Source organism: Streptomyces sp. NPDC031418 (assembly GCF_055581605.1).
The window spans coordinates 221,240-237,838 of sequence record NZ_JBVIJC010000006.1 but is presented as its reverse complement, the minus strand read 5'-3'; the positions used below and the strand labels follow the sequence as shown (position 1 = coordinate 237,838).

Sequence of the window (16,599 nt, the reverse complement as noted above, 5' to 3'; positions counted from 1 at the left end):
GCCCGTATGGCATCCCGTAGGGCGTTCACGGCATTACGTCGATCACGATCGGGAACGAAACGGCTCGCCGTCCTCGCCGCCGCCGCGGCCCTGCTCCTCGCAGGCTGCGACAGCGGCGGGACACCCGCGCACGACGGACGGCAGCGGCTGACGGTCGCCGCCCTGCCGCTCACCGACTCGGCGGCCCTCTATCTCGCCCGGGACCGGGGGCTGTTCGCCAAGGAGGGCCTGGACGTGCGCATCCAGCCCGTGCAGCAGAGCATCCAGGCACTGCCCGCGCTGCTCAAGGGCCAGGTGGACGTGATCGCGAGCGCGAACTACGTCACCTACTTCCAGGCGTACGACAAGGGCACCCTGGACCTGCGCATCCTCGCCGAGGGCGTACGGATCGCCCCGCACATGATGGACGTCCTCGTGTCCAGGGACTCGGCGCTCAGGAAACCGTCCGACCTCGCGGGCAAGAAGGTCGCCGTCGCCGTGCTGAACAACATCCAGTCCCTCACCCTGAACGCCGTCCTGGACGCCGAGGGCGCCGGCCGGCCCGTCTACCGGCAGGTCCTCTTCCCACAGATGGGACCGGCGCTGGAGCGGGGCCAGGTTGACGCCGTGCACGCGGTCGAGCCCTTCGACACCGCGATCCAGGGCACCTCGGGCGCCCGGGTGCTGCTGGACGGCGGCTCGGGACCGGCCCGGGGCCTGCCCGCCAGCGGGTACGTCACCACCGCCACCTTCGTGACGAAGCATCCGAAGACCGCCGCGGCCTTCCGGCGGGCGATCGAGGCCGCCTCGAAGCTGGCCGCGGACGAGCCGGGGGCCGTACGGGCCGAGCTGCCGAAGTACACCAAGGTCACCGCGGAGCAGGCCGGGTCGCTCCATCTGCCCGCCTACCCGGCGACCGCCGACACCGGCCGGCTGCGCCGCCTGATCCGGCTCATGCGCGACCAGGGCATGCTGACGAAGGACATCGATCCGGCCCCGCTGCTGGTCATATGACGCGCCGCCGGGAACTGCTGCTCGGCCTGCTCGGCGCGGTGCTGGCCTTCGGCGTCTGCGAGGCGGTGTCCCGCGCCGGGCTGGTACGGCGGACCTATCTGCCGCCCGCCTCCGAAGTCCTCGTCCACGCCGTGCAGTTGGCGGGCGACCGGTCCTTCCTCGACGGGGTCGGCGTGACCCTGCGGGCGTGGGCGCTGGGCCTGGGCCTGGCCTGCGCGGTCGCGGTACCGCTCGGGCTGCTGCTGGGCGCGGTGCCGGTCGTCGAGGCCGCCGTGCGCGCCGTCGTCGAGTTCCTGCGGCCGCTGCCGTCCGTGGCGTTGATCCCGCTGGTGTCGCTGCTGCTCGGCTCGGGCACCGGGACGGAGGTGACGCTGATCGCGTACGCCTCCGTGTGGCCGGTGCTGTTCAACACCGTCTACGGTCTCGGCGAGACCGACCCGCTCGCCAAGGACACGCTGCGCGCCTTCGGTTTCGGGCGGCTCGCGGTGCTGCTGCGGGTCGAGCTGCCCGGCACCGCACCGTTCATCGCCGCGGGGGTGCGGATCTCCGCCGCCGTCGCGCTGATCCTCGCCGTCGCCACCGAGCTGCTCTCCGGTTTCGGGCAGGGTCTCGGCATCTTCATCGCGCAGGCCGGGACGGACCCGGACGGCACCCGGGACGTGCTGGCCGGGGTGGTGTGGGCGGGTGCGCTGGGGCTGGTGGTCGACGGCGTGCTGGTGGGCGCGGAACGGCGGCTGTTCGGGTGGGCGCGGGAGTCCGGGCGGCCCGCGGAGGGGGCGCGGGCGTGAGAGACGGGGGTGCAGAAGAGAGCCGGAGCGGGAAGGGGACGCCGGGCCGGCGGCCGTACGGCTGTGGGACGGGCCGCTTCGGGGCCGGCATCCCGGTGCCGGGCGCCCGCGGCACGCGGCGCGCCCGTGCCGGTGCCCGCCGCTCCGGCGTCCCCTTCCTGCTGCGCTGGTCGGTGCTGCTGCTCGCCCTGTGCGGCTGGGAGGCCGCCGCCCGGGTGCGGAGGAGCGTCTACTTCCCGCCGCCGCTGCGCATCGCCCGGCACGCCCGCGACCTCTGGTTCTCCGGGCCCGCCGGGCGGCTGTTCCTGACCCCGGCCGCCGTCGACACGATCCTGCCCAGCCTCGGCCGGATGGCGGCCGGGTTCGGGCTCGCCGCGCTCGCCGGGATCGCCCTCGGCGTCGCGGTGGGCCGCTCGCGCCGGGCGTACGCGCTGTGCAACCCGGTGCTCCAGTTCGCCCGTGCGGTGCCGCCGCCCGCTCTGGTGCCGGTGTTCGTCGTCGTGTTCGACTTCGGTACGCCGATGCAGGTGGCGTCGATCGCGTTCAGCGCCGTATGGCCGGTGCTGGTCAACTCGGCGGAGGGTGCCCGGGCCACGGACCCGCTGCGGCTGGACGTGGCCCGGGTGCTGCGGCTGACCGGGCCCGAGCGGCTGTGGTTCCTGCTGCTGCCGTCCGCGCTGCCCAGGATCTTCGCCGGGCTCCGGCTGAGCCTGTCGCTGAGCCTCGTCCTGATGGTGTTCTCCGAGCTGCTGCCGGGCAGCGACGACGGCATCGGGTTCACGCTCACCGACGCCCAGACCCGCTCCGACCTGCTGACCGTGTGGTCCGCGCTGCTGCTGCTCGGCGCGCTCGGGTATCTCCTCAACACCGGCCTGCTGGCGGTCGAGAGACGGCTCGTCGGCACCCGGCCGGCCGGGTCCGGAAGGGAGACGGCATGACCACCACCACGGTGCGCGACGCGGTCGTACGGTTCCTGCGGGACACCGGCATGACCACGGTGTTCGGCAACCCCGGCTCCACCGAGCTGCGGATGTTCCGCGACTGGCCGGAGGACTTCCGCTATGTGCTGGCCCTCCAGGAGTCCGTGGCCGTCGGCATGGCGGCCGGGTACGCGCTCGGCACCCGGCGCGCGGCCTTCGTCAGCCTGCACTCGGCGGGCGGGGTCGGGCATGCGCTCGGCGCGGTGTTCAACGCCTTCCGGGACCGGGTGCCGCTGGTGATCGTGGCCGGCCAGCAGGCGCGTTCGCTGCTCCGGCTGCGGCCGTTCCTGGGCGCCGACGAACCGGCTCTGTTCCCGCGCCCGTACGTGAAGTACGCCTGCCAGCCGGAGCGGGCCGAGGATGTGCCGGCCGTGCTCGCCGAGGCGTACCGGACGGCGCTGGCGCACCCCCGCGGGCCGGTGTTCGTGTCCGTGCCCGAGGACGACTGGGACCGGCCCGCCGAGCCGGTCGCGCCGCGCGCGGTGCACGGCGGGTTCACGGCGGACCCGGACGCGCTCGCCGCGCTCGCCGCGCGGCTGGCCGGCTGTGCGCGCCCGGCCCTGGTGGTGGGCCCGGGCGTGGACGACGAGGACGCGCTGGAGCAGGTGCGGGCGCTGGCCGAGCGGATCCGGGCCGGGGTGTGGATCAGCCCGCTGTCCGGCCGGTCCGGGTTCCCGGAGACGCACCCGCTGTTCCAGGGCTTCCTGCCACCAGTGGCCGGGCAGCTGGCCGCGCGCCTGGCGCCGTACGACGTCGTGGTGGCGCTCGGCGCCCCGCTGTTCACCTACCACGTGCCGGACGACGGGCCCCGGCTGGCGCCCGGCACCGAGCTGTTCCACCTGGACTGCGACCCGGAGCAGGCGGCCTGGCTGCCCGTCGGCACCAGCCTCGTCACCACCCTGCGGCCCGCTCTGGCCCGGCTGGCCGAGCTGGTGCCGCAGCGGCCGGACCGGGACCCACCGCCGCCCCGCCCGGCGGCGCCGCCCGCGCAGTCCCCCGACGGGCACATCACGCCGGAGCTGTTCTTCGACCTGTTGCGGGCCCGGCTCCCGCGCGACCGCGTCCTCGTCGAGGAGGCCCCCAGCCACCGCGACACGCTCCATGCGCGGGTGCCGGTCGAGCGCGGCGGCGGCTTCCTCACCACCGGCAGCGGGGCGCTCGGCTGGGGCCTGCCGCTCGCGGCCGGCCGGGCGCTCGCCGACCGGCGCCGGCTGGTGTGCGTGGTGGGTGACGGCTCGGCGATGTACTCGGTGCAGGCCCTGTGGAGCGCGGCCCGGCACGCGGTCCCGGTCAGCTATGTCCTGCTGGACAACGGCGGTTACGGCGCGGTGCGGGCCCTCGGCCGGCGGATCGGCGTGGCGCCGGTCCCGGGTACGGACATCACCGGCATCGACTTCGCCGCCCTCGCCGAGTCGCTCGGCTGCCCGGCCGCCCGGGTCGCCCACCCCAGGGAGCTGCCGGCCGCGCTGGACCGCGCGCTCGGCCCGGGCGACACCGCGGGCCCCTTCCTGCTGCACGTGCGGGTCACCGGCAGCACGGGCACCCTGTACGAGCCCTGGGCCGGGTGAGGGGATGCTGCGCCTGGACTCGGTGGGCAGGCACTTCGGGGACCAGCACGTCCTGGACGGGATCAGCCTCACGGTGCCCGACGGGCAGCTCCTCTGTGTGGTCGGGCCCTCGGGCTGCGGCAAGTCCACGCTGCTGCGCACCATCGCCGGGCTGCTGCCCGCCCAGGAGGGCACGGTCACGCTGGACGGGACGCCGGTGACGGGCGTCCCGGACCGGCTCGCGGTGGTCTTCCAGGAGTACGGCCGCTCGCTGCTGCCCTGGCTCACGGTCCGCGACAACGTGGCCCTGCCGCTGCGCCGCCGGGGCCTCGGCCGGGCCGCGCGCCGGGCCGAGGCGGAGGCCATGCTGGAGCGGGTCGGCCTGCCCGGGGCCGCCCGCCGGCACCCGCGGGAGCTGTCCGGCGGGATGCAGCAGCGGGTGGCCATCGCCCGTGCCCTGGTCTGCCGGCCGGCGCTGCTGCTGATGGACGAGCCGTTCGGCTCCCTGGACGCGCGCACCCGGGAGGACCTGGAGGACCTGCTCCTGGAGGTGCACCGCGCCGACGGACCGACCATCGTGTTCGTCACCCACGACATCGACGAGAGCGTCTACGTCGGCGACCGTGTCGTGGTCCTCTCCCCCGGCCCGGGCTCCCGGGTCGTACGGGACCTGCCGGTCGGCCTGCCCGCCGGGCGCGACCAGCTCACCACCCGCGGGCTGCCGGACTTCGTGCGGCTGCGCACGGAGGTGGGACGGGCGGTGCGCGGCGGCTGAGGCATCCTGGTGGCCGTATCCGGATGCGAGGAGAGGTGGCGGGGCATGCGGTGGTGGGCCGGTGGGTGCGCGCTGGCGGCGGTGGTCGTGCTGGCGGGGTGCGGGACGTCGGCGGGGCCGGGCTCCGGCGCGAACTCGGGTGCGGGGGCGTCCGGGAGCCGCTCGCCGCGGCCGCCGTCCACCGCCGGCTCCCCCGCCTCCCCGCGGCCCTCCGGGTCCTCGCTGCCGCCCGGCACGACCGGCACGCCGGGCCTGCGCTGTGCGACCGGGCGGGCCGTCGTCGCGGTCTCCCCCGGTGACGCGGTGCGGCGGCGGCTGTGTGTACGGCCCGGGACGCTGGTGACGCTCGAACTGCGCCCGCGGGCGGACGACGAGCGCTGGACGGGGGTGCGGAGTTCGGCGCCCGCGCTGGTCCTGGTGTCCGGCTGGGAGGTGGCCGCCGACGGCACGGCCCGGGCCTCGCTGCGCTGCGCCGGCAGCCGCGGGGGTGCCGCCCGGGTCACCGCGGCGGCCAAGGCGCCGGACCTGGCCGGCGCGGCCCGGACCGCGTTCACGCTGGACGTGGACGTGGTGCCGTACCCGCGCGAGGGCTGACGCCGTTCCGGTGTCCCGTAGCGGTGAGCGCCGTCAATTCCCTTCTGCGGTCGCGGACTTGCCGCCCGGGATCTGGTTCCGGGTGCGCAGCGCGCCCACGCTCCTCAGCAGCCGGTCGGCCGGCTCGCGCAGCCGGGGGTGGGCCAGCACGGTGTTGCGCAGCCCGCGGACCGGGCGGCGCCACAGCTTCTGCGTGAGGGCCACCGGGTGCGGACGGGCCGCGAAGCCCTCGCCGACCCGCAGCTCACGCGTCTTCAGCCAGTCCTTGTACTCCTTGTCGCCGCGCCCGAGGTCCACCAGGGTCACTCCGTGCCGGGCGGCGGCCTCGGCGGTGCGCAGATGCATCATCAACCCCGGCGAATACGCGGGGAGTTCGGGGTCGTACGCGGTGAACCAGGCCGCCAGCACGGTGCCGGAGCGGGGGCCGAAGTGGGCGGCGACCGGGCGGTCGCCCGCGTAGAGCACGGACAGCACCCCGGTGAAGTGCTCCTCGCGGACGTGGAAGAGATGGTCGACCAGGCCGACGATCCAGGGGCGGGAGAACCGGTCCATGCGGCCGGTCCTGCGGTACTGGGCGGACTTCCAGCGCATGAGGGTGCGCAGCGCCCGCGGGTCGCGCTCGTCGAAGACGAACCGCACCTCTCCGACGTCCCGGCCGAGCCTGCGCTCCTTCTTCAGGGTCGTCTTGGCGAGCCCGGGATAGGCGCCGCGCAGCCACTCCGGATAGCCGCCGTCGCCGGGTTTGACGTCGATGACGGGTGAGGCGAAGGTGCCGGTGACATACGGGTCGAACGGCCGCTGCTCCTGCACGAGATGGTCGAACTCGAAGATGCTGAGCCCGCAGGCCCGCAGCAGCTCCCCGGTGTCCCAGGTGACCCCGGGCCGGTGCACCAGGGCCTGGCAGTCGGACAGGCCGAGGCCGACGGCCCGTCCGGCGCCCAGCGGGCTGCGCTCGTAGGGCAGGAAGCCGACCGGTTCGCCGCCCTCGCGGAGCACGGCCACCCGCACCCCGGCCCGGTGCCGGCCGACCCCGATGGCGAACTCCGGTGCGAGGAAGGGGTTGGCGTACTCGGGCGACTCGTCCATCGCCCGGTGCCAGGCCCCGCGCAGCCCGGCCGTCAGCTCGCCGGGTCTGTGGATGGTGATCTCCACCTCAGCTCGCCCGCCCTTCCCCGGGCGCCCTGCGCGACGCGCCGTGGGCGGCGCCGGCCGGTGAGGCGTGTGGACCGTGACTGGTGGATCGCATGGCGACCCCTCCCCCCAAGACGCGCTGATGCTCAAACGTCGCGAAACAGACGCACCCTGTCAAGAGCGCCCCGGTCCGGTCCGTTCCGCGGTATTGACATGAACCTGCTTCGACTCCGAGTCTTCGTGCGTGAAGTTGCTTGATTGAAGCGCATTTCGAGCGCTTCCAAGCACACCGAGCAAGAACAGTCAGTCCGCAATGACGCGAGGGGAGCTGTTCCGCCGTGCAGAGACCACGAAGACTGCGCCGGGGTGTGCCATGGCCGGCCTGGGTGCCGCTGGGGCTGGCGACCGCCCTGGCCGGGGCGCTGCTGGCCACGCCGGCACCCGCCCGGGCCGCCGCCACCGCATCCGGCGCCGTCCTGGACCCGGCCCACAGCAGCGTCGGCTGGCAGAGCCCGGTCTACGCCAAGGGCACCGGCGGCGGCCCGGAGAACTGCCCCGACGCCGCGACCGACCCCGACAACACGGTCTGCGACCGCTTCGACCTGACCGTCTCGGTGCCGGACGGCTACTGGGACGACAACCCCGAGGGCGGCGTCCCCCTGTCGATCAACTGGGCGCGCCCCTCCGACGACTTCGACCTGTACGTGTACGACGGCCAGGGCAAGCAGGTGGCCTCCAGCGCGGGCACGGCGGACCCCGAGGCCACGGTGATCCCGCGCGCCTCGGGCACCTACCACGTGGTGGTGGTGCCGTACGACGTGCACGACGACCCCTTCACGGGCAGCGCCTATCTGCCCGCGACCACGGACGCCGGCGACCTCACGGCCTTCTCCGGCCGCGACGGCAGCTACACCGTGCGGGCCGGGCAACTGCTGGCCCGCGCCGACTTCCTGACGGGAGGCCGGCTGCGGCTCCAGGCCGACCCGTCCGGCTCGCTGAGCGACCCGGCGGGCACCGCCATCGTGCGCGACCGGCCCGCCCTCCAGCGGCACACCTCGTCCTTCGACGCGGGCGACTACTACGGCATCCGCTCCCCGGAGGCCGTACTGCGCGTGTACAAGAAGCCGCTGCGGTTCGGTCTGTACAAGCCCGACAACCGCACCCGGATCTGGCAGGAGGACAAGCCGCTGCGCTGGTCCACCGGGGGGATGCGGCAGAGCCTCGGCCGGGGCGCGGACGAGCAGTTCTTCGGCGGCGGCGAGCAGAACGGCAGCTTCTCCCACCGCGGGCAGACGATGTACGTGGCCAACAGCTTCGACTGGAACGAGGGCGGCTACAACAACTCCCAGCCGTTCTACCTCTCCAGTGCGGGCTACGGCGTCTTCCGCAACACCTTCGCGCCGGGCGTGTACACCTTCGGCGACCCGGTCACCACCGGCCAGCAGGAACGGCGGCTGGACGCCTACTACTTCCTCGGTGACGCCAAGCAGGTGATCGGGAAGTACACGGCACTGGTCGGCAGGCCGTTCATGCCGCCGGTCTACGGCCTGGAGCCGGGCGACTCCGACTGCTACCTGCACAACGCCAACCGGGGCGAACGGCACACCCTGGACGCGCTGAAGATCGCCGACCAGTACACCGAGAACCGGATGCCGCTGGGCTGGATGCTGGTCAACGACGGCTACGGCTGCGGGTACGAGAACCTGGAGCAGACCGCGAAGGGCCTCCAGGACCACCACACCCAGCTCGGCCTGTGGACCCAGGACGGCATCGGCAAGCTCGCCGACCAGGTCAAGGCCGGCCAGCGGGTGGCCAAGCTGGACGTGGCCTGGGTGGGCAACGGCTACAAGTTCGCGCTGGACGCCTGCGACGCGGCCAAGAAGGGCATCGAGGACAACAGCGACGCCCGCGGGTTCGTCTGGCTGCCGGTGTCCTGGGCGGGGGCGCAGCGCTGCGGGGTGCTGTGGAGCGGCGACCAGAAGCTGTCCTGGGACTACATCCGCTGGCAGATCCCGACCTACGCCGGGGCGACCCTGTCGGGCATCGTCTACGACACCGGTGACGTGGGCAGCATCTACCGCCACGACGCGAAGATGTACACCCGCGACCTCCAGTGGAAGGCGTTCCTGCCGGCGATCATGACCATGGACGGCTGGGCCACCGACCTCACCACCAAGCAGCCCGCCGACCAGCAACCCTGGCGCGACGGCGAGCCGTACACCTCCGTCAACCGCAGCTACCTCCAGTTGAAGGAGCGGCTGCTGCCGTACATGTACACCCTGTCGGCCGAGGCGGCGAAGACGGGTGTGGGAGCGGTGCGTCCGCTCTGGCTGGAGTACCCGGACGACCCGGCGACGCTGGGCGCCCAGGCGCAGTACGAGTTCCTGTCGGGTCCGGACTTCCTGGTGGCCCCGGTCTACCAGGACTCCGACACCCGCGACGGCATCTACCTCCCGAAGGGCACCTGGACCGACTACTGGACCGGGCGCACCTACCGGGGCCCGACCATCCTGAACGGCTATCACGCCCCGCTGGACACCCTGCCGTTGTTCGTGCGCGAGGGGGCGGTGGTCCCCATGTGGCCGAAGGGCACCACGAGCTGGCAGACCCGGGACCGGCACGAGCTGGACTGGGACCTGTATCCGGCGGCCCACGGCAGCAGCCGCTACACCCTGTACGAGGACGACGGCGTGACCCGTGACTTCGCCGGCGGGGCTGCGGCCACGCAGCGGGTCTCGGTGCGGCGGGACGCCGACGGCACGGCCGTCTCCGTCGGTGCGAGCCGGGGCGCGTACGCGGGCAAGGTGGCCGCGCGCACGTACCGGTTCACGGTCCACGGCGCCGGGGCGCCCGCACGGGTGCTGCTCGACGGACGCCGGCTGCCGGACACCGCCTGGTCCTACGACCCCGCCACCCACGTCACCACCGTCAGCACCCCGATGCTGCCGCTCGACCGGGGCTTCGCCCTGCGGCTGGTCGACGGGAGGTAAAGCAATCGTATGGTCTAGTCCAAAGCGAGTGTTGGTCTAGTCCAACTTATTGACGTGACCGCTTCACCTCCCAGAGCCTGGGGCGACTCCCCACCCCACCCCTCTGGGAGGCACGCAATGAGACCTCTTCGGGCCTGTCTGGGCGCGGCGGCGGCCGTGACGCTCGCCGCCGCCGGCACCACCGCGTTCGTCGCGGGCAGCGCCTCGGGCGCCACCACCGCGCTGAGCAACCGCTGGTACGCCGCCGCGCCCTATCTGATGCCGCTGGACAACAACCCGCCGGACCCGGCCGCCATCATGGACGCGACCGGCCTGAAGGCGTTCCAGCTGGCGTTCATCCTGGCGCCCGACGGCGGCGGCTGCTCGCCGACCTGGGGCGGCACCGCGGCCGTCTCCTCGGACACCGCCGTGCAGTCGATGATCGGCACCATCCGGAGCAAGGGCGGTGACGTCTCGGTCTCCATCGGCGGCTACGGCGGCACGAAGCTCGGCCAGGCCTGCGCGGACGCGGCGTCGACGGCGGCGGCCTACCAGCAGGTCATCACCAAGTACGGGCTGCACGCCATCGACTTCGACCTGGAGGAGCCGGAGTACGAGAACAGCGCGGCCATCAAGAACGAGATCGGCGCCGCGAAGATCCTCCAGCAGAACAACCCCGGGCTCTATGTCTCGGTGACGACGGCGGGTACGGCGGACGGCACCGGCTGGTTCGGCAAGCAGATGCTGCTGGAGGCCAAGTCCCAGGGATTCACGCCGAACAACTTCTCCATCATGCCGTTCGACGGCGGCTTCAACGGAGGGGCGAGCCAGACCAGCGCGCTCACCAACTTCAACTCCGTCCTGCGGTCCACCTTCGGCTGGGACGAGGCGACCGCCTACGCCCACGAGGGCTTCTCCGGCATGAACGGCCGCAGCGACACCGGCGAGTACTTCACCCAGGCGGACTTCCAGACCGTGCTGGACTACGCGACGAGCCACTCCATGGACCGGTTCACCTTCTGGTCGCTCAACCGCGACCGGCAGTGCGACCCGGTCGACAACGGGGGCCGTACGTCCGGGACATGCTCGAGCGTGGCGCAGAAGCCCTGGGAGTTCGCCACGTACTCGGTGAGGTTCGCCGGCGCCACCCCGCCGAGCCCGACGCCGACGCCGACCCCGACCCCCACGCCGACGCCCACCCCCACCTCCTGCAAGACGGCCTGGAGCTCCTCCGCCGTGTACACCGCCGGGAACGAGGTCTCGTACAACAAGCACAACTGGAAGGCCAAGTGGTGGACCCAGAACGAGGTGCCCGGCGCCTCCGAGTGGGGTCCCTGGCAGGACGAGGGCAGCTGCTGACCCTCTTGACGTGTTTGGTTCAGACCTTTAGGTTCACGGGTCACCGATGACCAAGGATGCGTTCAGTGTTCATGTGACTGAACGCATCCTTGGTCCAATGAAGGGACCCCCACATGACCCGCTCTCGGCTCCGCACGGCGACGGCCACCGCGGTCCTCGCCCTCGCCCTCACCCTTCTCGACTCCGGCGGCGCGGCCGCCGCCGGTACGCGGCCCGCTCCCGGCGGCACCTTCGACCTCTCCGTCTGGGAGCTCCAGGAGCCGGTCGGCTCCCCCGGCAGCCCCACCACCATCCCGTCCTCCCGGCTCCAGGGGCCGAACGGCTACCAGGACGCCTACTTCTCCACGGACCCCCGCGACGGCGCGATGACGTTCTGGGCACCCGAGAAGGGCGTCACCACCCCGAACTCGCACTACGCCCGTTCCGAGCTGCGCGAGACGAACCGTGACGGCAGCCCGGCCGACTGGGCGCTCGGCGGGGCGCACCGGATGAGCGCGACCCTGCGGGTGGTGTCGGTGACCAAGAACGTCTGCGTGGGCCAGATCCACCTCGGCACCGGCGGCTCCTCCACCAAGCCACTGCTGGAGCTGTACTACCACGCGAACGGGGACATCGTCCTCGGCACCGAGGACTCGCCCTCCGGCGGCCAGACCCCGCACCCGGTCGGCCATGTGCCGGTCGGCAGAACCTGGAGCTACACCATCGCCGTCTCCGGCGGCACCACCATCGACCTGACCGTGAACGGTACGACGACCCACTACCCCATCGCCTCGTCCTTCCGGCAGTACAAGCAGTACTTCAAGGCCGGCGCCTACAACCAGTCCTCCTCCGACAGCACCGTGGACGGCGCCCGCGTCGCCTTCTACGGGCTGACCGTCCGGCACGGCTGACACGCGGTCCGACCTGCGCGACTGGTGCAAACGGCCGTACGGTCGTAGCGTCGGGGGCACGGTCGGACACAGCACGACGGGTGGGAGCGGCCATGCGCGGATCAGTGGTGGGAACGGTGGTCACCCTCGCGGCGGGAGCCATGCTGACAGCGGCCATGACGACGGCCTCGGCCAGCGCGCCCCCGGCCAGCGCGACCGCACAGGACGGCCCGGCACGGCCCGTCCTGGTCGACTGCCTGTGGCACCGCAATGTCCGGCCGACGGACTTCATCCTGGCCTGCGGCGACGGCAACAGCCGCCTCGTCGGACTGCACTGGACCGCGTGGAGCCGGGGTGCGGCCACCGCGACGGGCGTCAACATGGTCAACGACTGCAAGCCGTACTGCGCGGCCGGCCGCTTCCACGCCTATCCGGTGACCGTCCGGCTCGACGGCCCCAAGCCCTGGAAGAAGCATCCGGGCCTGGAGCACTACACCCGGATGAGCCTGACCTACACCGCCGACCGGCCGGAAGGCTTCCAGCCGGTCATGGTCTACCCGCTCTGGGACTGACGCCCCGGACCACATCCACCGCAGCTGAAGCCCTGCCAGGGTGCCGCGGCCGAAGTCTCCGGCCGCGGCGCACGGTGTCTCAGGCGATCTCGGCCAGCAGGTCGCCGCCCTCCACCTGCTGGATGCGGTTGATGGCCAGCCGCGCCACCCGGCCCGCCTTCGGCGCGGTGATCGTGGCCTCCATCTTCATCGCCTCGATGGTGGCGATCGTGGCACCGGCCGCCACCTCGTCGCCCTCGGCGACCGCGAGGGTCACCACACCGGCGAACGGGGCCGCCACATGGCCCGGGTTGGCGCGGTCGGCCTTCTCCGTCACCGGCAGGTCGGAGGCCGCGGCGCGGTCCCGGACCTGGATGGGCCGCAGCTGGCCGTTGAGCGTGGACATCACCGTGCGCATACCGCGCTCGTCGGCCTCGCCGATCGCCTGGAGCTCGATCAGCAGCCGCACCCCGGGCTCGAGATCGACGGCGTACTCCTTGCCCGGGCGCAGACCGTAGAAGAAGTCCTTGCTGTCCAGGATGCTGGTGTCGCCGAAGGTCTGGCGGTGCGTCTCGAACTCGCGCGTCGGCGCGGGGAACAGCAGCCGGTTGAGGGTCGACCGGCGCTCCTTCGCCAGCCCCTCGCGGTCCTCGGCGGACAGCTCGGGCGCGGGCCTGGCGGCGGCCCGGCCCTGGAGGGCCTTGGTGCGGAACGGCTCGGGCCAGCCGCCGGGCGGGGTGCCCAGCTCGCCGCGGAGGAAGCCGATCACCGAGTCGGGGATGTCGAACCGGTCGGGGGTCTGCTCGAAGGCGTCCGGGGAGACGCCGGCGCCGACCAGGTGCAGGGCCAGGTCGCCGACCACCTTGGAGGACGGGGTGACCTTGACCAGGCGGCCGAGGATGCGGTCGGCGGCCGCGTACATCGCCTCGATGTCCTCGAACCGGTCGCCGAGGCCGAGGGCGACGGCCTGGGTGCGCAGGTTGGACAGCTGGCCGCCGGGGATCTCGTGGTGGTAGACGCGGCCGGTCGGGGAGGCCAGACCCGCCTCGAAGGGGGCGTAGATCTTCCGTACGCCCTCCCAGTACGGCTCCAGGTCGCCGACGGCCTGGAGGTCCAGGCCGGTGGGCCGCTCGGAGTGGTCGGTGGCGGCGACGAGCGCCGACAGGGACGGCTGCGAGGTCGTCCCGGCCATCGAGGCCACCGCTCCGTCGACGGCGTCGACGCCCGCCTGGATCGCGGCGAGATAGGTGGCCAGCTGGCCGCCTGCCGTGTCGTGGGTGTGCAGATGCACGGGCAGGTCGAACTCGCGGCGCAGCGCCGAGACCAGCTTGGCCGCGGCCGGGGCGCGCAGCAGGCCGGCCATGTCCTTGATGGCCAGGACATGGGCGCCCGCCTCGACGATCTGCTCGGCGAGGCGCAGATAGTAGTCGAGGGTGTAGAGCCGCTCGGCGGGGTCGTTGAGGTCGGCCGTGTAGCAGAGGGCGACCTCGGCGATCGCGGTGCCCGTCTCCCGTACGGCGTCGATGGCGGGCCGCATCTGGCCGACGTCGTTGAGGGCGTCGAAGATGCGGAAGATGTCGATGCCGGTGACGGCCGCCTCCTGCACGAAGGCGTCCGTCACCTCCGTGGGGTACGGGGTGTAGCCCACGGTGTTGCGGCCGCGCAGCAGCATCTGGAGGCAGAGGTTGGGGACGGCCTCGCGCAGGGCGGCCAGCCGCTCCCAGGGGTCCTCGGCGAGGAAGCGCAGCGCCACGTCGTAGGTGGCGCCGCCCCAGCACTCCAGGGACAGCAGCTGCGGCAGGGTGCGGCCGACGGCCGGGGCGACGGCGAGGAGGTCCTTGGTGCGCACCCGGGTGGCGAGCAGCGACTGGTGGGCGTCGCGGAAGGTGGTGTCGGTGACGCCGAGCGTCGGCGACTCGCGCAGGTCGCGGGCGAAGCCCTCGGGGCCCAGCGCCACGAGCCGTTGCCGGGAGCCGGCCGGCGGCTCGCCGGCGGGCAGCGGGGGCAGCTTGGTCAACGGGTCGGGCAGGTCGGGCCGTTCGCCGTGCGGCTTGTTGACGGTGACGTCGGCGAGGTAGGTGAGCAGCTTGGTGCCGCGGTCCGCGGAGGAGCGGGCGGTGAGCAGATGGGGGCGCTGCTCGATGAAGGAGGTGGTGACCCGCCCGGCCTGGAAGTCCGGGTCGTCCAGGACGGCCTGGAGGAAGGGGATGTTGGTGGCCACGCCGCGGATGCGGAACTCGGCGACCGCGCGCCGGGCCCGGCCGATGGCGGCGCGGAAGTCCCGGCCCCGGCAGGTGAGTTTGACCAGCATCGAGTCGAAGTGGGCGCTGATCTCCGTACCGGCGTGGGTGGTGCCGCCGTCCAGGCGGATGCCGGAGCCGCCCGGCGAGCGGTAGGCGCTGATCCGGCCGGTGTCCGGGCGGAAGCCGTTGGCGGGGTCCTCGGTGGTGATACGGCATTGCAGGGCGGCGCCCCGCAGGGTGATGGTCTCCTGGGCGAGGCCCAGGTCGGCGAGGGTCTCGCCGGAGGCGATCCGGAGCTGGGCCTGGACCAGGTCGACGTCCGTGACCTCCTCGGTGACGGTGTGCTCGACCTGGATGCGCGGGTTCATCTCGATGAAGACGTGGTTGCCGTCGGGGTCGAGGAGGAACTCGACGGTGCCCGCGTTGCGGTAGCCGATCTCGCGGGCGAAGCGCACCGCGTCGTCGCAGATCCGCTGCCGTACCTCGGGGTCGAGGTTGGGGGCCGGGGCCAGCTCGATGACCTTCTGGTGGCGGCGCTGGAGCGAGCAGTCCCGCTCGTAGAGGTGGATGACATTGCCCTCGCCGTCGGCGAGGATCTGCACCTCGATGTGGCGCGGGTCGACCACGGCCTTCTCCAGGAAGACGGTCGGGTCGCCGAAGGCGGACGCGGCCTCCCGGGAGGCGGCCTCGATGGACTCGCGCAGCTGGGCGGGGTCCTCGACGCGGCGCATGCCGCGCCCGCCGCCGCCCGCGACGGCCTTGACGAAGACCGGGAAGCCGATCTCCTCGGCGGCGCGCACCAGCTCGTCGACGTCCGTGGAGGGCGCGGAGGAGCCGAGCACCGGGACGCCGGCGGCCCGGGCGGCGGCGACCGCACGGGCCTTGTTCCCGGTCAGCTCCAGCGTGGCCGCGCTCGGGCCGACGAAGGTGATGCCCGCCTCCTCGCAGGCGCGGGCGAGTTCGGGGTTCTCCGACAGAAAGCCGTAGCCGGGGTAGACGGCGTCCGCGCCGGCCCGGCGGGCGGCGGCCACGATCTCCTCGACGGAGAGGTAGGCGCGCACCGGGTGGCCCGGCTCGCCGATCTCGTACGCCTCGTCGGCCTTGAGCCGGTGCAGTGAGTTGCGGTCCTCGTGCGGGAACACGGCGACGGTACGCGCGCCGAGTTCGTAGCCCGCCCGGAACGCGCGGATCGCGATCTCGCCACGGTTGGCGACCAGCACCTTGCGGAACATCCTGGATTCCCTTCAGCTGCCTGTCGGCGACGCACACGATCGTGTCTGCCACGCCCTGCCGTACCTCGCGGTCACCCTAGGGGGTACCCGCAGGGGTCGAGGTGCGACAACGGTCACATCGTGAGGGTGTGCGGCGCCACAGTCGCGCGAACGGCGGAACGGTCCCCCGGCGCGGGGGGTGTGCGGGCGTGGATGGTCGCTGGTGCCGGGTGTGGGTGGGGGCCGGTGCCGGGGTGTGGATGGGCGCCGGTGCGGGAATGTCCATCGCCCCCTTCGCCCCCGGCCCGGGACAGTTCTGCGAGCCGGGAGACGCCCGTCAAGATCATTTACGGGTGGTAGGACCCACAGGTGTACAGAGCGGACATCCCGGACCGCAGAGCGACCTCCCCTACCGGGGAGCCATCCCTCCCGTACCGACGTGTTCAAGACGCCCCGTTCACGGCCAACGCACGGATATGACCGTCCACTTCCTGGAACGAGCGGCGAACCTTTCTGATCCGATCGCGAACTCTCGTATAGTGACCGCCAGTTCACGCTCCCCACCTGCCCGCCCGTCAGCCACCCGCTC

12 protein-coding genes are annotated in these 16,599 nt (G+C 73.0%); 10 read left to right on the top strand and 2 right to left on the bottom strand.

The genetic code is table 11. The features are described from left to right. Positions 1 to 6: 6 nt before the first annotated feature. Genes ACZ5CZ_RS10280 through ACZ5CZ_RS10255 form a run of 6 tightly spaced genes read left to right on the top strand, consistent with a single transcriptional unit; the run spans position 7 to position 5,677 of the window. Positions 7 to 993 carry an ABC transporter substrate-binding protein gene (locus tag ACZ5CZ_RS10280; RefSeq protein WP_468941120.1) on the top strand — a complete coding sequence of 329 codons (987 nt, stop codon included), beginning with the start codon at positions 7 to 9 and terminating at the stop codon, positions 991 to 993. Continuing rightward, positions 990 to 1,781 (top strand): ABC transporter permease, encoded by a 792-nt coding sequence (locus tag ACZ5CZ_RS10275; protein WP_468941117.1) that lies wholly within the window; start codon positions 990 to 992, stop codon positions 1,779 to 1,781. Before ACZ5CZ_RS10280 ends, ACZ5CZ_RS10275 begins: the two co-directional genes overlap by 4 nt. Further along, a complete protein-coding gene (locus ACZ5CZ_RS10270; RefSeq protein WP_468941114.1) occupies positions 1,778 to 2,719 on the top strand; it encodes an ABC transporter permease in 942 nt (313 codons plus the stop codon). Before ACZ5CZ_RS10275 ends, ACZ5CZ_RS10270 begins: the two co-directional genes overlap by 4 nt. Further along, positions 2,716 to 4,329: a benzoylformate decarboxylase gene (gene mdlC / locus ACZ5CZ_RS10265; protein ID WP_468941111.1), complete on the top strand. Its 1,614-nt coding sequence runs from the start codon at positions 2,716 to 2,718 to the stop codon at positions 4,327 to 4,329. The genes ACZ5CZ_RS10270 and mdlC overlap by 4 nt, the downstream gene beginning before the upstream one ends. Positions 4,330 to 4,333: 4 nt before the next feature. Continuing rightward, a complete protein-coding gene (locus ACZ5CZ_RS10260; protein WP_385842610.1) occupies positions 4,334 to 5,083 on the top strand; it encodes an ABC transporter ATP-binding protein in 750 nt (249 codons plus the stop codon). A 45-nt stretch (positions 5,084 to 5,128) separates the two neighbouring features. Further along, positions 5,129 to 5,677 (top strand): hypothetical protein, encoded by a 549-nt coding sequence (locus ACZ5CZ_RS10255; RefSeq protein ID WP_468941108.1) that lies wholly within the window; start codon positions 5,129 to 5,131, stop codon positions 5,675 to 5,677. 33 nt (positions 5,678 to 5,710) lie between these two features. Here ACZ5CZ_RS10255 and ACZ5CZ_RS10250 read toward each other — a convergent pair whose 3' ends face one another. Then, entirely contained in the window at positions 5,711 to 6,829 is a 1,119-nt protein-coding gene (locus tag ACZ5CZ_RS10250) for a GNAT family N-acetyltransferase (protein ID WP_468941104.1), read from the bottom strand. Between the two features lie 347 nt (positions 6,830 to 7,176). Between ACZ5CZ_RS10250 and ACZ5CZ_RS10245 the strand changes: the two genes are divergently transcribed. From ACZ5CZ_RS10245 to ACZ5CZ_RS10230, 4 genes are all read left to right on the top strand, one after another. Next, the gene (locus ACZ5CZ_RS10245) at positions 7,177 to 9,798 is read left to right on the top strand and encodes a glycoside hydrolase family 31 protein (RefSeq protein WP_468941101.1); all 2,622 of its coding nucleotides are present in this window, start codon (positions 7,177 to 7,179) and stop codon (positions 9,796 to 9,798) included. A gap of 117 nt (positions 9,799 to 9,915) precedes the next feature. Further along, a complete protein-coding gene (locus tag ACZ5CZ_RS10240; RefSeq protein ID WP_468941097.1) occupies positions 9,916 to 11,136 on the top strand; it encodes a carbohydrate-binding protein in 1,221 nt (406 codons plus the stop codon). Positions 11,137 to 11,249: 113 nt separating this feature from the next. Next, a complete protein-coding gene (locus ACZ5CZ_RS10235) occupies positions 11,250 to 12,026 on the top strand; it encodes a polysaccharide lyase family 7 protein (protein ID WP_385842604.1) in 777 nt (258 codons plus the stop codon). A 92-nt stretch (positions 12,027 to 12,118) separates the two neighbouring features. Then, a complete protein-coding gene (locus ACZ5CZ_RS10230; RefSeq protein ID WP_468941094.1) occupies positions 12,119 to 12,577 on the top strand; it encodes a hypothetical protein in 459 nt (152 codons plus the stop codon). Positions 12,578 to 12,656: 79 nt separating this feature from the next. Here ACZ5CZ_RS10230 and ACZ5CZ_RS10225 read toward each other — a convergent pair whose 3' ends face one another. Beyond that, complete coding sequence (locus tag ACZ5CZ_RS10225) at positions 12,657 to 16,031, bottom strand: pyruvate carboxylase (RefSeq protein ID WP_468941091.1); 3,375 nt, start codon at positions 16,029 to 16,031, stop codon at positions 12,657 to 12,659. Positions 16,032 to 16,599 lie beyond the last annotated feature (568 nt).

Excerpts from the sequence above, each read along its gene's own strand:
- ACZ5CZ_RS10230 (WP_468941094.1), top strand. The coding sequence starts at position 12,119 with ATGCGCGGATCAGTGGTGGGAACGGTGGTCACCCTCGCGGCGGGAGCC.
- ACZ5CZ_RS10235 (WP_385842604.1), top strand. The coding sequence starts at position 11,250 with ATGACCCGCTCTCGGCTCCGCACGGCGACGGCCACCGCGGTCCTCGCC.
- ACZ5CZ_RS10280 (WP_468941120.1), top strand. The coding sequence starts at position 7 with ATGGCATCCCGTAGGGCGTTCACGGCATTACGTCGATCACGATCGGGA.
- ACZ5CZ_RS10240 (WP_468941097.1), top strand. The coding sequence starts at position 9,916 with ATGAGACCTCTTCGGGCCTGTCTGGGCGCGGCGGCGGCCGTGACGCTC.
- ACZ5CZ_RS10275 (WP_468941117.1), top strand. The coding sequence starts at position 990 with ATGACGCGCCGCCGGGAACTGCTGCTCGGCCTGCTCGGCGCGGTGCTG.
- ACZ5CZ_RS10225 (WP_468941091.1), bottom strand. The coding sequence starts at position 16,031 with ATGTTCCGCAAGGTGCTGGTCGCCAACCGTGGCGAGATCGCGATCCGC.
- ACZ5CZ_RS10260 (WP_385842610.1), top strand. The coding sequence starts at position 4,334 with ATGCTGCGCCTGGACTCGGTGGGCAGGCACTTCGGGGACCAGCACGTC.
- ACZ5CZ_RS10255 (WP_468941108.1), top strand. The coding sequence starts at position 5,129 with ATGCGGTGGTGGGCCGGTGGGTGCGCGCTGGCGGCGGTGGTCGTGCTG.
- mdlC (WP_468941111.1), top strand. The coding sequence starts at position 2,716 with ATGACCACCACCACGGTGCGCGACGCGGTCGTACGGTTCCTGCGGGAC.